General features: G+C 61.9%; 11 protein-coding genes and 4 tRNA genes. 3 read left to right on the top strand and 12 right to left on the bottom strand.

What is annotated here, in order from left to right:
* Window positions 1–4 precede the first annotated feature (4 nt).
* Window positions 5–322, bottom strand: a complete 318-nt coding sequence (locus EV698_RS01960; RefSeq protein ID WP_130502492.1) for a helix-turn-helix domain-containing protein — start codon at window positions 320–322, stop codon at window positions 5–7.
* 162 nt (window positions 323–484) lie between these two features.
* On the opposite strand from EV698_RS01960, the gene EV698_RS01955 reads away from it, so the two are divergent.
* A tRNA-Leu gene (locus EV698_RS01955) sits at window positions 485–571 on the top strand.
* 77 nt (window positions 572–648) lie between these two features.
* Here EV698_RS01955 and EV698_RS01950 read toward each other — a convergent pair.
* The 6 genes from EV698_RS01950 to gltX all read right to left on the bottom strand — a co-directional run bounded on the left by EV698_RS01950 (window position 649) and on the right by gltX (window position 5,888).
* Entirely contained in the window at window positions 649–3,138 is a 2,490-nt protein-coding gene (locus tag EV698_RS01950; protein WP_130502491.1) for an arsenate reductase (azurin) large subunit, read from the bottom strand.
* Window positions 3,139–3,151: 13 nt separating this feature from the next.
* Window positions 3,152–3,685, bottom strand: coding sequence for an arsenate reductase (azurin) small subunit (locus EV698_RS01945; protein WP_130502490.1), 534 nt, complete (start codon window positions 3,683–3,685; stop codon window positions 3,152–3,154).
* Window positions 3,686–3,701: 16 nt separating this feature from the next.
* Window positions 3,702–4,034, bottom strand: coding sequence for a c-type cytochrome (locus tag EV698_RS01940; RefSeq protein ID WP_130502489.1), 333 nt, complete (start codon window positions 4,032–4,034; stop codon window positions 3,702–3,704).
* A 202-nt stretch (window positions 4,035–4,236) separates the two neighbouring features.
* Window positions 4,237–4,313: transfer RNA gene (locus EV698_RS01935), tRNA-Glu, on the bottom strand.
* A gap of 5 nt (window positions 4,314–4,318) precedes the next feature.
* Window positions 4,319–4,394: transfer RNA gene (locus EV698_RS01930), tRNA-Ala, on the bottom strand.
* 75 nt (window positions 4,395–4,469) lie between these two features.
* Window positions 4,470–5,888, bottom strand: coding sequence for a glutamate--tRNA ligase (gene gltX, locus EV698_RS01925; RefSeq protein WP_130502488.1), 1,419 nt, complete (start codon window positions 5,886–5,888; stop codon window positions 4,470–4,472).
* A gap of 115 nt (window positions 5,889–6,003) precedes the next feature.
* Between gltX and EV698_RS01920 the strand changes: the two genes are divergently transcribed.
* Window positions 6,004–6,078: transfer RNA gene (locus EV698_RS01920), tRNA-Val, on the top strand.
* 15 nt (window positions 6,079–6,093) lie between these two features.
* On the opposite strand, the gene EV698_RS01915 is transcribed toward EV698_RS01920, so the two are convergent.
* From EV698_RS01915 to EV698_RS01895, 5 genes are all read right to left on the bottom strand, one after another.
* Window positions 6,094–9,168: a molybdopterin dinucleotide binding domain-containing protein gene (locus EV698_RS01915; RefSeq protein ID WP_130502487.1), complete on the bottom strand. Its 3,075-nt coding sequence runs from the start codon at window positions 9,166–9,168 to the stop codon at window positions 6,094–6,096.
* Window positions 9,161–10,267 carry an NrfD/PsrC family molybdoenzyme membrane anchor subunit gene (nrfD, locus tag EV698_RS01910; protein ID WP_130502486.1) on the bottom strand — a complete coding sequence of 369 codons (1,107 nt, stop codon included), beginning with the start codon at window positions 10,265–10,267 and terminating at the stop codon, window positions 9,161–9,163. The genes EV698_RS01915 and nrfD overlap by 8 nt, the downstream gene beginning before the upstream one ends.
* Window positions 10,264–11,028 carry a sulfate reduction electron transfer complex DsrMKJOP subunit DsrO gene (gene dsrO, locus EV698_RS01905; RefSeq protein WP_130502485.1) on the bottom strand — a complete coding sequence of 255 codons (765 nt, stop codon included), beginning with the start codon at window positions 11,026–11,028 and terminating at the stop codon, window positions 10,264–10,266. Before dsrO ends, nrfD begins: the two co-directional genes overlap by 4 nt.
* A gap of 177 nt (window positions 11,029–11,205) precedes the next feature.
* Complete coding sequence (gene moaA / locus EV698_RS01900) at window positions 11,206–12,258, bottom strand: GTP 3',8-cyclase MoaA (protein ID WP_207220471.1); 1,053 nt, start codon at window positions 12,256–12,258, stop codon at window positions 11,206–11,208.
* Window positions 12,233–12,586, bottom strand: a complete 354-nt coding sequence (locus EV698_RS01895; RefSeq protein ID WP_130502483.1) for a carboxymuconolactone decarboxylase family protein — start codon at window positions 12,584–12,586, stop codon at window positions 12,233–12,235. Before EV698_RS01895 ends, moaA begins: the two co-directional genes overlap by 26 nt.
* A 97-nt stretch (window positions 12,587–12,683) precedes the next feature.
* Between EV698_RS01895 and yqeC the strand changes: the two genes are divergently transcribed.
* On the top strand, window positions 12,684–13,478 hold the full coding sequence (gene yqeC, locus EV698_RS01890; RefSeq protein ID WP_130502482.1) for a selenium cofactor biosynthesis protein YqeC: 795 nt from the start codon (window positions 12,684–12,686) through the stop codon (window positions 13,476–13,478).

Genomic DNA, 13,478 nt, shown 5'->3' with positions numbered 1-13,478 from the left:
CGTATCAGCTGGCGGCGGACCGATCCCAGTCGCGCGCGGCACCCAGGGCAATGGTCACCCACACCGGCAGGTCATCGGACAGCCGGTAGTGGATTCGGGGGTGCTGGTGCCTCGCGGCGAGCAGGCCACGTGCGGCCAGGTCGCCGAGCATCTGCCGGGTATGGGACGGTTCCTGGGTCATCGCCCGGGCAAGATCATCGGCCTCGAGCTCGCCGGCCCGATGGAGACAGGTCAGCATGCGCAGACGTGTCTTGTCGCCGATAATGCGGTGGAATTCTGCGCCGCGCAGCACAACGGTCTGGGGATTGTTTCTGCTTTCCACGGGATACCTCCTGGTGGTTTTCCGGAGTATTGCCCCGGAATCGTTACAGGAGTGTGAACACGGGCAGGGTCCAGGTGATACACATCCACTCGGGTGACGAGACGACCTCAACCACGATGCGTTAGAGTAATGTCCGGTCAGAGCGGTAACGACGACTGCACGGCGGGAGTGGCGAAACGGTAAACGCAGCAGGCTTAAAACCTGCCGTCATTCAATGACTTGCGGGTTCGATTCCCGCCTCCCGCACCACATGAACGTCATGCATCGATCTGGCTCATAGTAATCAGGGCCCGAGTTCGGACCCTGACCCTTGATATGACGCGGTTCTAAACGTAGCGGCGTCGCTTGAAGCTCACCTTGTCCGCATAGTCGTCAATCTTGCCAATCCGGCGGATATCCGCCCAGGTTCCCTTGTAGTAGGGGATGTGGTTCCGGTCGGTCCAGGGAGTGACCAGGTCACCCATGACGGAGTTGAAGTACATGGCCATCATGAATACCTGGCCTTTCTTGATGTCGGGCTCCGGGTACGCCATCGCCGTCGTGGCGCCATAGTCATTGAACAACTCCAACAGGTCACCGGATTCAATGCCGAGATCCTTTGCATCTTCCGGATTGATTTCCAGCGGAGCGACGGGATAACGGCCGCGTCGGAATTCGACGTGCTGATCGTGGTAAGCGCTTTGCCAGATCTGGTTGGTACGCCCGTTGTTAATCCAGAAACGATACTTCCTGCGCTGTTCCTCCACCATCTCCGGAAAACCATTCCAGGGCGCCGGCAGGAAATGCGCCCGACCGTCATCGGTATCGAATTTCTTGTCGGTGTAGAGCATTTCCGTTCCGATCAACTCGCCGTTTTTATATTCCTTGATTGGCAGCTGAACGCCGTTATTGCCCGCAGCCCGTAACCGGTCGTAAGTGGCCAGGTGACCTGTCGGCCCCCCCTGGCTGTGAATGACCGGTGCATCGGGTTGGCCGGCACGACGAAAACCGTCGTTATAGGCATCTTCCTCCGTCTTCCAGTCAAAGCCCTCAAAGCGCCTGGCCATTTCCGTGTTGCCCTCGGCTTCGTAAAGCTTGCGCAGGGCGTTGGCCATATCAGCGGCAATCAGGCAATCGGGCTGGGCGGTTCCGGGCGGGTCCATGAATCTCTCGGACAGGCGCAGGCGCCGTTCGCCGTTCATGGAGGTCAGGTTCATTTCGCCGGTATGCGCGGCGGGCAGCACCATGTGTGCGGCCTCCGCAAACTTGGTGGCATACAGGTCGATAACGGTGACGAACAGGCCGCCGTCTTCCTTTACCGCTTTGTGAATCACTTCCGCCCTCTTCTCGGGGCCGGCACCGCGGACCTTGCGCAGGGCCTGTTTGACGATGTCGCTGCGACGCAGGACCTCGTTACGATACTGCTCGGCGTTCAGAGTCGTCTGGAAGGCGTTGCAGGCCCAGGCGGTGAGCATCTGGCCATTGCCCTGGATGATTTCCCGGTCGACGTAGGGCGCCGGACGCCCCCCCGGGAACGGCGGCCGGCAGTAGCCCTCCTGATGTCCCCCCATGCGGACGACGCCCGTGCCCCGACGACCCACGTTGTGGGTGGCCAGTACCAGATCGACCAGAGACGACTGAATGCGGTAGTTGTCGTTGCCCCAGATAACGCCTTTCTCATACCCGTGCATGGTTCGGGGCGAGTGGCCGGATTCTTTCGGCTTGTAGGCCCATTCCGCGGCCTTGATGATGTTGTCTTGGCTGATGCCGGTAATGCGGCTGGCCTCGTCAAGGCTCGTGCGGTTGGCTCGCACCGCATCGTCGAAACCGGTGGTGTGCGCCTCGATAAAGCCCTTGTCGTGCCATCCCTGATCAACCACATAGGTCAGCAGACCGTTGAACAGGGCGGTATCGGTGCCCGGCTCGACGTCCAGATGCAGGACGTTCTCCTTGCCAACCGCCTCCTCAAGCAGGGCCACGGTCAGCGAACGGCGGGGATCGATCAGTACCACCCGGGTTTGCCGGATCGTCTCGCCATCCTCGTAGACCGCACGCTTACTGTCCACGTGGCCTGTGAGGCCGACAAGCCAGTGGTTGAGGAAGTAGTTGGTCTGGCTCTCGTAGGCGTTGGCACCCACCGAGAAGATGCAATCGGCCATCCGGGCATCCGCGTAGCTGTTGTTCAGCTCGCCGATCCCCATGTCACGGGTGGCGTGACACTCGGAGTTGTAGGCCGGGCGGTTATGGATGCGAACCATCTTGGTACCGAGGCCGGTAAAGATCAGCTTGCCGGTGCCCCAGGTGTTCTCGAACCCCCCGCCGGCGCCGCCGTGATCGAACAGGTTGAACATCAGCTGGTCCGGGCCGGCATCGTCCAGAATCCGCTTTGCAAGATGACTGTAGAGGCCGATGGCGTCTTCCCAGGTGGTATCCCGCCATTCATCCCCGGTGGAAACCCTCGGATACTTTACCCGCTTGCTGCCGACCGGTGTCTGCGGCGAATACATGATGGAGGCCATCTGGCCGCCCCGGGTCGAGGACAGCCCGCCATTCACTTCGCAGTCCTTGTCCGGCAGGATCATGATCCGGTGATAACTGCCATCGTCATCCTGAACCACGTTGGTCATCGACTGGGTCATGGTGACCTGCATCGGCGGAATCTGTTTGCGGAAATCGAGGCCGAGCGCATTCTGATGGGGTGCCAGCCCGCCCTCCTGGTCCACGGGCCATTTGTAGACATGGTAGCCGCAGCCAACGATGCAGAAATGACAACAGGTCTGGGTTTTCTCGGCGTTGGCCGGAGGTAGCGCAATCCGGTCGCTTTTGTGTTCAAACATGATGCGTCCCTCCTCAGGCGCTCGGCAGAATGTTGGCCTGGCGGCCGTAGATCAGGCCCTCCACGCCAACCGCCTCAATGGAATCATCCGAAGCCCGGTAGCTCAGCAAAATCCGGGGCAGGCTTTCCGTTGCCTGGCCAGACACCATTTGCCCATTGAGCTCGGAGTCGAACACGCTGAAATGGCAGGGACACTTGAACGTCCGTTCCTCGGCGGAGTAAACCACCGGGCAGCCCATGTGTGTGCACAGGATGCTGTAGGCCACGATGTCACTGTCAGGGCCTACACCTCCCCGGGTCTCGCGACCGGTTTTGATCAGATTGCAGGGTGACGAGGAATCCGGATAGGTGAATGACACCGCCTGTCCGACTCTCAGGTCGCCGGCCTTGCCGACAGGGATCGTGGGGTAATCCAGATTGACTTTGCCGGGCTGCTGGCTGCTCTCCGCGGCGCGGGCCGGGTTGAACAATAGACTGTCGCCCAGAGTGGCGGCACTGGCGGCGGTCGTGCCAGTAAAGGCAAGGAACCGTCTTCTTGAAAGTTTCATCACACTCTCCTCATCATTATTCGCCAGCTGCCGGCAGACCGGCATAAAAGGCCGCCAGGTTGACGATGTCGTCGTCGCTCAACCCGGTCGCCTGGCCCTGCATGACCAGTGCCTGACCACCGCGGCGCTGCTTGCCCCGGTAGGCTTTCAGCGATGACACGAGATACTGCTCGTTCTGACCCGCGAGGTTCGGATAGCCCTGTATTTGAGCAATGCCATTACTACCGTGGCAGGCGGCGCACGACGTTGAGAGTGCCTCGCCGGCCTGGATATCCGCAGCGGCCGATAGCCCGGGAACGAGCAGGCCCAGCCCAAACAGACCGGCAATGATGTAACTTTTCGGGCTCATTATTCCTCTCCCCTTTATTTATTTTCAGGCGTAACTCCAGTGGATCTCACCGGAACGCTTTTATCAAGCGTGGGGAGCGAACGAATACGCGAGTTGTGCCCAGGACTTATGAAGCGCAGAGGGATAGGCGTCGGGACAACGCTGAGGAAGAGGCTGGATTATTCCGGGGAATCCGGCGACTCGAATAGGTACAGGCAGGAAATGGCGTCCCCAACGGGATTCGAACCCGTGTTACCACCTTGAAAGGGTGGTGTCCTAGGCCGTCTAGACGATGGGGACAATGATGGTGGAGCCAGGCGGGATCGAACCGCCGACCTCCTGCATGCCATGCAGGCGCTCTCCCGGCTGAGCTATGGCCCCCTTAATCCAACAGCGTGAAGTCTAGAAACAGACGGCCCCGCTGTCAATACAGACACGGGAATTCGGCGCCGCGCCTCAGGCGTCCGAACGGGCACGCACCCACTCGCTTGCCGTGTCGAGGCGATGCAGGACGGACTCACGCCCGAGCAACTCCAGGGTGATATCAATCGGCGGCGATACCGGCCCGCCGGAGACCGCCACCCGCAACGGCTGGGCCACTTTGCCCATTTTCAGATCATGCTCTTCGGCCACACCGACGACCGCCTGATGTACAGCATCCGCCTGCCAGACCTCTACCGCCGCCAGGGCGCGCGAGAGCGCATCGAGGACCTCAGCAGCGTTAAGCAGATGCTTTTGGGCGGCCTTCTCATCAAAGTCCTCAGGCGCTTGATAGAAAAACCGGCTGTTCTTCGCCATCTCCACCAGTGTCTTGCTGCGCTCTGCCTGGGCGGAGACCACCGCCTCGATGCTCGGTGCACCGGCCGCACCCGGGTCGATCCCCAGCGCCCCCAGATGCCAGGCCAGATGCCGCGCAACGTGCGCAGGCGGTAGTGCTTTCATGTAGTGCTGGTTGAGCCAGTCCAGTTTCGACGGGTTGAGACTGGACGCCGAGTGGTTGATGTCGGCGATGTCGAAATACTCGATCAGCTCATCGAGAGTAAAGACCTCCTGATCGCCGTGCGCCCAGCCGAGCCGGACCAGGTAATTGATCACCGCCTCCGGCAGGTAGCCCGCATCCCGATACTCCATGACACCGGCGGCCCCGGTGCGCTTCGAGAGCTTCTTGCCCTCGGCATCGAGGATCATCGGCACATGCGCGTAAACCGGTGGCTCGGCACCCAGTGCCTTGAGGATGTTGACTTGGCGCGCGCTGTTATTGAGGTGATCATCACCGCGAATGACATGGCTAATCCCCATGTCCATATCATCCACCACCACCACGAAGTTATAGGTGGGTGACCCGTCGGAGCGCGCAATAATGAGATCGTCGAGCTCGGCGTTGTCGAAAACGACCCGCCCCTTCACCTGATCGTCGACGACGGTGTGCCCCTCGTGGGGCTGACGGAAACGCACGACCGGGTCACCCACGGCATCCGCCGGACGCTCGGTCAGGCACCGGCATCGGCCGTCGTAGCGCGGTTTGACCTTGCGCGCCTGCTGATCGGCGCGGAGGTTGTCGAGTCTTTCCTTCGAGCAGTAGCAGTGGTAAGCCGTGCCCTCTTCGAGCATCCGATTGAGCATGGCCCGGTAGCGATCGAAGCGCTCGGTCTGGTAGAGCGGCCCTTCGTCGTAGTCGATCCCGAGCCAGCTCATGCCCTCGAGGATGGCGTTAATCGCCTCCGGCGTTGAGCGCTCCCGGTCGGTGTCCTCCACTCGCAGGACGAAACGGCCACCATGTCGCCGGGCATAGAGCCAGCAGAACAGTGCTGTGCGGGCACCGCCGATGTGGAGATAACCGGTGGGACTGGGGGCAAAACGCGTCGTGACGGACATATCGGCCTTCGTTGTGAATCGTCCTTATAGTCTAGCGATTGACGGGGGCAGACCGCCAGCCGCCGTCAATCGCGATTGACAGAAGTGTCACCGATTCCTAGACTTTCGGATTATTGGGCGGTTAGCTCAGCGGGAGAGCACTGCCTTCACACGGCAGGGGTCGCTGGTTCGATCCCAGCACCGCCCACCAATCCCGATTTGTCGCTCAGGTTACCCGCTCGATTCGTGCGGGTAGTGCCTGGCGTACCGATGCCCCGCTCACCCAGTCCACCCAGGCATTGCCGGAACTGTGCGTGGGATCAACCAGCCCCAGATCATTCAGATTGACGCCAGCCCCGATTTCCTCGTCACCGGGCAGGGCCGTCCCGTCGATGGTATGGGTACGGGCACCCAACTCGCGATGGCCGAAACCATGCTCGATCGCGACGGCACCGCGCTTGACGCCATCACGCAGCATCGCAACGCCTTCGACTGACCCGCCGGGCGTAATCACGCGCACCCGATCACCTGTCTCGATACCGACCGCGTGGGCGTCCCCCGTGTTGATCCCTACCGGGTTAAAGGGGTGAATCTGACGAAGCCGCGAGGCAGCTATCGAATGCGGGCTTTGCAGATGCGACTTGTAAGAGGTCAGGCGAAGCGGCCACTGATCCAGTGGATAGTGCTGCTCGACGCGCGAGCCATCGGCAAATCGCGGCGGATGAAACGTAGGACAACCCGTGAAGTATGCGCCACTCATTGAATGGCGTTCGCTACCGACCTTCTCGTTCCAGAGCGTTACCGGCCGATCCCAGAGCGTAATGGGCCCTGCGTCCTTTGCCGGCGTTTCACCAAAGCGTCCGCCGCGACAGTAAACATAGGCCACTCGCCGCCATTCCTCGGGTTTGAGATGTGACTGAAGTGTCCCGGAAATGCGCTCGACACCCGTCAGGCGCAAATCGTCTTCATCGGCTGCGGGAACGACTCCATCGTCCCAGGCCACGTTGGCCGCACCGCGCAGGTACCAGTCGGCAGCACTGTTGAGCGGGTGGAGATTACCCTCCGTATCGGGGATGGCATTGTCACCGAAGCCGGGCAGGCCCAACCGCTTCGACACCGCGATCAGGAAGGCCTCCATGCTCAGTGGCTCGCCGTCAGGGGTCTCACCCACCCGTGGCTTGACGATCGGCCAGCGCGCACTGGTCATACGCTGTTTAACCCCCGCCCAGGCCGTGGAAAACCCCCATCCTTCGTAGGTCAACACGTCCGGCACCAGATAATCGGCGTAGGCGTTGGTCTCGTTAATGAATGGCTCAATGCCGATGATCAGGCCGATACGGGAGGGATCCTTGAGGCGTTGATCGATCGCCTTGCGTAGCCCCGCCTGACCGTAAATCGGGTTACCCATATGGTTAATCCAGACTTTCGCCTGATAGGGATAACCCTCGAGCGCCGAGCACAGATGCTCGGTGAAAAGCGGCGGCGAGACCGGATACCACGGGGCCTTCGCGGGATAGGGGTTGCGCCCGGCGTTCACCTTGCGACGGTACTCACTGCTCGCCTCGTACGTGGTGCGGCTGCGGGAGAGGAAAATCCCCTGCGGACCGACCTTGCCCGGGAAGTTGGCCATGTCGTAGCGCTTTCCGGCGCCGGTATCGGTAAACGGCTGACCTTTGACGTAAGTCCCGCCGGGGGCGTTGAGGTTACCGACCAGCGCATTGAGCATGATGATCGCGTACGCGGTATAAAAGGCACTGCCGTTCATCACGCCGCCATGGGTGTTGATAACCGCCCTTTTGCCGTGACTCGTGAACTTGCGTGCCAGCGCCTCGATTGTTGCCTCCGGAACGCCTGACTCCGCGCTGTATTCCGCGAGGGACAAACGCCGCGCCTCTTCCGTCAACCGCTGCATGGCGGATTTAACCGTCACGACGCTCCCGTCGGCCAACGTTACCTCGCGGCTAACGAACAGCGTTGCGGGCCGCGGTGCCGTGTGCGCCATCCAGGAACCCCCGTCGGCATCGACCACCACCGAGTCGTCGGCATTATCCGCCCAGCCCAGATCACGGCCACGCAGGATACGCCCGGTCAGCTCATGGTCCTCTGTCGTCACCACAAGATGAGTGGCATTGCTCCAGCTGGGCTCGCCGGCGGCTTTCTGTGCCGCCGGGCCGGGCTGAACCAGGTACTGGTGATCATAGCGCTCGTTATCGATGATCCAGCGGATCATGGCCATGGCCATTGCCGAGTCACCGGCCGGGTTGATCGGCACCCAGTTGTTGTTGGACCGGGTCGCCAGGCTCGATGAGTTGGGCAGCGAGGGGGTGACCACCACGTATTCGAATTTGCGGTCGGTGCGGGCTGTTGCCAGCTGACGCCCCTGCTGCTTGTACGGGTTACCGGCATGCGCCGGCGCCGTGCCCATGAAGATGATGAACCGGGCGTGATCCCAGTCCGGCTTGGCATGAGCGAACCCCTTCATGTCATCGAACAGTGCGCCCGAGCCGACGCGATAGCCGAGCCCGCAGTAAGAGCCGTGATGACCGAAATTACGTGTCCCGAAGGCATTGAAGGTAAAGCGCGTGACGAGGTCTCGCCGGCCATCCGGTCCGGCGTCGGTCACCAGGAGCCGATTGGCAATCGGGCCATACTCCGGATTGTCGGGGTCCATGAGCGTTTCCGTGTCATGGATGGCACGCAGTCCCTCGACGGCGCCCTCGCCGAACAGGTCCCCACCCTCGGTGACCTCTTCGATCAACTGCTCGAAGCTGATGGTCTGCCACTCGCCCGCACCCCGTGGGCCAACACGTTTCATCGGCTGAGTGATGCGCTGCGGGTTGTCGAGCAGCTCCAGCATGGCCGCTCCCCGAGCGCAGGCGGCGGAGCGACCCTCGATTCCCTTATCACCACCTAGGTCCGTGTAAGCGGCGCGCACCGAGTCGGCATAGGGGCGCGGGTTTTCATGCGACAGCGGATGGTAGGGATTGCCCGCGATCCGCAGGACGCGATTATTCACGGTGTCCACCCGGGCACGGATGCCGCACTGGGTCCAGCAGCCCAGGCACTGGGTCAGACTCACGACCTGTCCGTCTGCCGGTGTCAGCTTGCCGGTATCGGCATCGATGCGGAATTCCGGTGTCAACGCGTTGCCAGTGATCCGGTCGATCGTCGGCTCGCCGGCGCTGCCGCTGAGCAGCCCCTCGGTCGCCTTTTTGACCGGCCCCATGTAGCCCGCGCCAAATACGCCGAGCCCGCCGGCTGCCACGCCTCCCTTCAGAAGGTTGCGACGTTTTTTATCCATGAGCCACCTCACTCATTGTTCGGGTCGGGTGAACGGCACCGCGGTTGGCGATGATCCCCGGAAGGACCATTAACACCGCGACCCAGAGACCGAATACACCCAGAATGCCAAGCAACCCGTCGCTGCCCAGCGGCAATTGGTAGGGATAGAGCCCTGCCCCGTATTTCGGGACGGTCTGAACGTCCATCAGGACTGCCCAGCGAAATGACCAGGCGGCCAGCAGCGCCACTGGCGCCAGCCACCACGACCGCGCTACGCCCCGGGGGGTGCGCAACATCCACAGTGCCGCGAGCAGCAATCCGCCGCCCACCGCTACCGAGAGCGCAAGGACGATTCGCCAGTAAGCGAACTGTTCGACAAGCCGCAGGAATTCCTGGAACGATACCGAACCATTCACCCAGCCACTCACCGCCCAGCCAACAGCGCCGAGACCCGTACCGATCAACGCCAGCACGAGAAGCCGCAGCGTGAAGCGCTGATCACCGGGTGCTGCCGAGACAATTCGCGCCTGGGTAAAAACGATGGCGGCCAGACTGGCCATGAAAGCGGTCAGGGCCAGATTCACGATCATCCATTCGGTGTGCCAGAGCGCCCTTGCCTTTACGATCATTACCTCGGAGCCGGTGTAGATCAGGATCCCCAGCGAGCCGATCAGCATGACGCCGGCCAGCCATGGCATGAGGGACCGCCCGGACCAGCGACCTGCCGCCCACAATGAGAGCCAGCGCGGCGCCCCTTCGTCTTTGAAAACGGCCCGCTGCCAAAGCACCCAGTAGCCGAGGAGGCCGACCAGAAACACCGGCAGGATCAGCGCGCCCAGCGACATCCAGGACCACGGCGTTATATCGGTATAGAAATGATAGAAGCGTCCGGGCTGATGCAGATCCGCCAGCAGCGCAATGGGCGCAATCACTCCGGTCGACACGGCGACGATAAGGGCCGGCGCCTGCAGACGCTGCCAGCGTCCCCCCCGGATAAACTCCCCGATGCCGACCACGATGGCCGCGGTCGCTGCTATCCCGACGAGAAAGAAATACTGAACGGCCCAGGGCAGCCAGGCGACCTCCTGCTGCGGGACGATGATTTCAGCGATGTTCATGACGTGGCCCCCATGACACCACCGTGTTCGGAATCAAACCACAAACCACTTTCGCCCTGGATTTGCTCGATGAATGCGTCCGTCATCCCGATGTAGAAGACATGCGGACGGGTGTTGAGCTCGGGCTTGAGCACCTTGACGTCATCGTAGTTTTCGTTGAGGACGCGGTTGATGTGGCTGTCGGGGTCGTTGAGGTCGCCGATGATGCGGGCACCGCCGACACAGCTCTCGACGCATGCGGGTAGCAACCCGGCCTCGAGGCGGTGGACGCAGAAGTTGCATTTATCAGCAACCTGCGTCTCGTGATTGATGAAACGGGCGTCGTAAGGGCAGGCCTGGACGCAATAACCACAGCCAACACACTGATCGCTGTCGACCACCACAATCCCGTCCTTGCGCTGCCAGGTAGCCTGCACCGGACACACCGGCACACAGGGCGGGTTATCGCACTGGTTACAGAGTCGCGGCAGCATCATGGCCGCTGTCTCTTCGGTGGCCTTATCCGTTACCTCGTACTGATGAACGATCGTGCGGAACTGGCCCACCGGCGGCTGGTTTTCGACCGAACAGCTGACCGTGCAGGCCTGACAGCCAATGCAACGTCGCAGGTCGATGGCCATGCCATAGCGCTTTCCGGGATCCCCGCCGCGACGCGGTGGCTGATCGTTGAGGCCGGCCTCGGCCTCCGAGAGGGGCATTACGGCAATGCCGGCAGTAACCGACGCCGCCTTGCCAAGAAATTCCCTGCGCGAAATGTCCATGCCACGACTCCAATGTGATTTGACAGCATGTTCACGGACAACCTAGCGGTCGCCACAAACTGCCGTAAATCAAATATTCGCTGCATTTAACGCGGCATTGATCTGGATCAAGACTCAGTAGGTTGAAAGCGTTGGAGGACTTCGTGAACAACCCGACGGTGGACAAGGCCTTGGTCGCTACCCGCCGATGTGGGACATCTCCACTTTGTATTGCAGGGGTGCCGTCTCGCTGGTGCGCTGCTCCGAATAGCGATCCCGGCGTTTGTGCCAGACACCCTGGACGATCTCCGCGAGATCGCCGTCGCTGACGGTTTCGTCGCGCAGCGGCGTGCGCAGATCAAAGCCCTGGCTACCGAAAAGGCAGGTAAACAGCTGCCCCTGGGAAGCCAGGCGAGCGCGGGTGCAGGTGCTGCAGAACGGCTCGCTCACCGACGAGATGATGCCGATCTCGCCGGCGCCATCACGATAGCGGTACCGGCTGGCGACTTCGCCAGTGTAGTTCGGGTCGAGGGGCTCGATCGGCCAAGTGGCGTTGAGGGCATCCCGAATCTGCGCGGCGGTGACCACCTCGTCCAGCCGCCAGCCATTGCTGTTGCCGACGTCCATGAACTCGATATAACGCAGGATATGGGGCGTATGGCGGAAGTGCTCCGCCATGGGCACGATCTGTCCCTCGTTCATGCCGCGTTTGACCACCATGTTGACCTTCACCGGGTTCAGGCCCGCCTGAGCGGCGGCTTCGATGCCGTCGAGCACCGGCTGCACCGGATAGTCGACGTCGTTGATGGCCTTGAAGACGTCATCATGAATGGCATCAAGGCTCACGGTGACGCGGTTAAGCCCGGCATTGACCAGATCCTGCGCGTGCCGGGGCAACAAAGATGCATTCGTAGTCAGGGTAATGTCGTCGATGCCATCGATGCCGGCGAGCATCTCGATGAGATCGGGCAGATCCTTACGCACCAGGGGTTCGCCGCCGGTGATGCGCAGCTTGCGCACGCCCAGATCGGCGAAGATGCGCGTCAGCCGGGTAATTTCCTCGAAGGTGAGCAGTTCCCGGCGTGACAGGAACGGGTAATCCGAACCGAAAATCTCTTTGGGCATGCAATAGACACACCGGAAATTGCAGCGGTCCGTAACGGAGATCCGTAGATCCTGCAGCGGCCGGTTGAAGATGTCTCTGGTAGCCAAGATCAACTCCTTTTCAGTCGATGCCGTCCTGATCGCCATTGTCCGTCCCGCCTGCCGCGCCAAGGATGTCATCCACCCAGGTCAGGGCCGCGATCGACGCCGGGAAGCCCATTGTGGGTATACCCAGCAGGGCGACCTGCCGCAGCTCATTGCCGGTAAATCCTTCACCCGTGGCGCGTCGGACATGGGAATGGGTTGCTCCCTCGCTGCCACGGGCCATCGCCATAGCCAGCTTCACGAGGCGGCGTTCGCGCTCGTCCAGCGGTCCCGCATGGGCGCAGGCGCGCCCCAACTTGCTGTAGGCATCCCAGATCTCCGGGTGGTCATCTGCCAGATCGCCGGCGCGAGACGGAAGTTTATCGCCCATTTTTATCAACCTTTTGCCGCAACGAAATACCGGTTTGGCGGGATCAACCGCTACCCGTGTAAAGTCTCGCAATCGATTGTGAGCCGAGCATAGCCTTATGGCCAGCCTATCCAGCCTTGCATTACCCGATGCCCTCGAGGCTCGAACCGGCATCATCTGCGCGGTGGGCGCCGGCGGCAAGAAGACCACGCTTTACCGAATACTCGAGCAGATCTCCGCCCGCGTCGGCCTGACCGCCACTACCGCGCTGACGCCGGTGCCTCCGGCATTGCTCGACGCGCAACACGTGGCAGCCCCGGAGGAGCTGATGCGCGATGTCCCGGAGGCGGCAGGGACCGCACTGCGGGTGGGATTTGCCTGCCCGGGGCAAAAGCCCGGCCGTTATGGGGGTGTGCCGCCCGATGCCATCGCCGAGATCCACGCCCGATCAGCGTTCGAAGCCACGCTGGTGAAGGCCGACGGTGCACGAATGCGGGGCATCAAGGCCCCCAGGCCCGATGAACCTCTGCTGGTACCCGGCTGTTGCACGGTGCTTTTCCTGGTCTCCGCTGATGTGATCGGTCAGCCGCTGGATGCATCTATCGCACATCGAATCCCCGAGCTATCGGCGTTACTGGATCTGGCGCCCGGCCAGCCGATCACGCCCGAGCACATCGGTCGATTGCTGAGCGAGCCGGCCGGCGCCCGCCAGCATGTCGGCACGGCACGCCTGATCGGGGTGATCAACAAGGTGGATGACGCCAGCCGGCTCGACCCCGCACGTCGCGCGGCCCGGGCCGCGTTCGCAGGTCACCATCCCCCCGACCGGGTCGTGCTAACGGCGATGACCGCGGCACAGCCGGTGATCGAGATCCTGGAGCCGGCCGACGCAACGCCCGGCAGCCAGGAATGA

Origin of the sequence: Spiribacter vilamensis, assembly GCF_004217415.1 — a bacterium.
Lineage (GTDB): Bacteria > Pseudomonadota > Gammaproteobacteria > Nitrococcales > Nitrococcaceae > Spiribacter > Spiribacter vilamensis.
The sequence above is the reverse complement of the archived record's forward strand: the minus strand, read 5'-3'. Positions and strand labels throughout refer to the sequence as shown.

Bases quoted from the DNA above. Each gene is read 5' to 3' on its own strand.
- EV698_RS01950 (WP_130502491.1), bottom strand. From the start codon at position 3,138: ATGTTTGAACACAAAAGCGACCGGATTGCGCTACCTCCGGCCAACGCC.
- EV698_RS01945 (WP_130502490.1), bottom strand. From the start codon at position 3,685: ATGAAACTTTCAAGAAGACGGTTCCTTGCCTTTACTGGCACGACCGCC.
- EV698_RS01940 (WP_130502489.1), bottom strand. From the start codon at position 4,034: ATGAGCCCGAAAAGTTACATCATTGCCGGTCTGTTTGGGCTGGGCCTG.
- gltX (WP_130502488.1), bottom strand. From the start codon at position 5,888: ATGTCCGTCACGACGCGTTTTGCCCCCAGTCCCACCGGTTATCTCCAC.
- EV698_RS01915 (WP_130502487.1), bottom strand. From the start codon at position 9,168: ATGGATAAAAAACGTCGCAACCTTCTGAAGGGAGGCGTGGCAGCCGGC.
- nrfD (WP_130502486.1), bottom strand. From the start codon at position 10,267: ATGAACATCGCTGAAATCATCGTCCCGCAGCAGGAGGTCGCCTGGCTG.
- dsrO (WP_130502485.1), bottom strand. From the start codon at position 11,028: ATGGACATTTCGCGCAGGGAATTTCTTGGCAAGGCGGCGTCGGTTACT.
- moaA (WP_207220471.1), bottom strand. From the start codon at position 12,258: ATGGCGATCAGGACGGCATCGACTGAAAAGGAGTTGATCTTGGCTACC.
- EV698_RS01895 (WP_130502483.1), bottom strand. From the start codon at position 12,586: ATGGGCGATAAACTTCCGTCTCGCGCCGGCGATCTGGCAGATGACCAC.
- yqeC (WP_130502482.1), top strand. From the start codon at position 12,684: ATGGCCAGCCTATCCAGCCTTGCATTACCCGATGCCCTCGAGGCTCGA.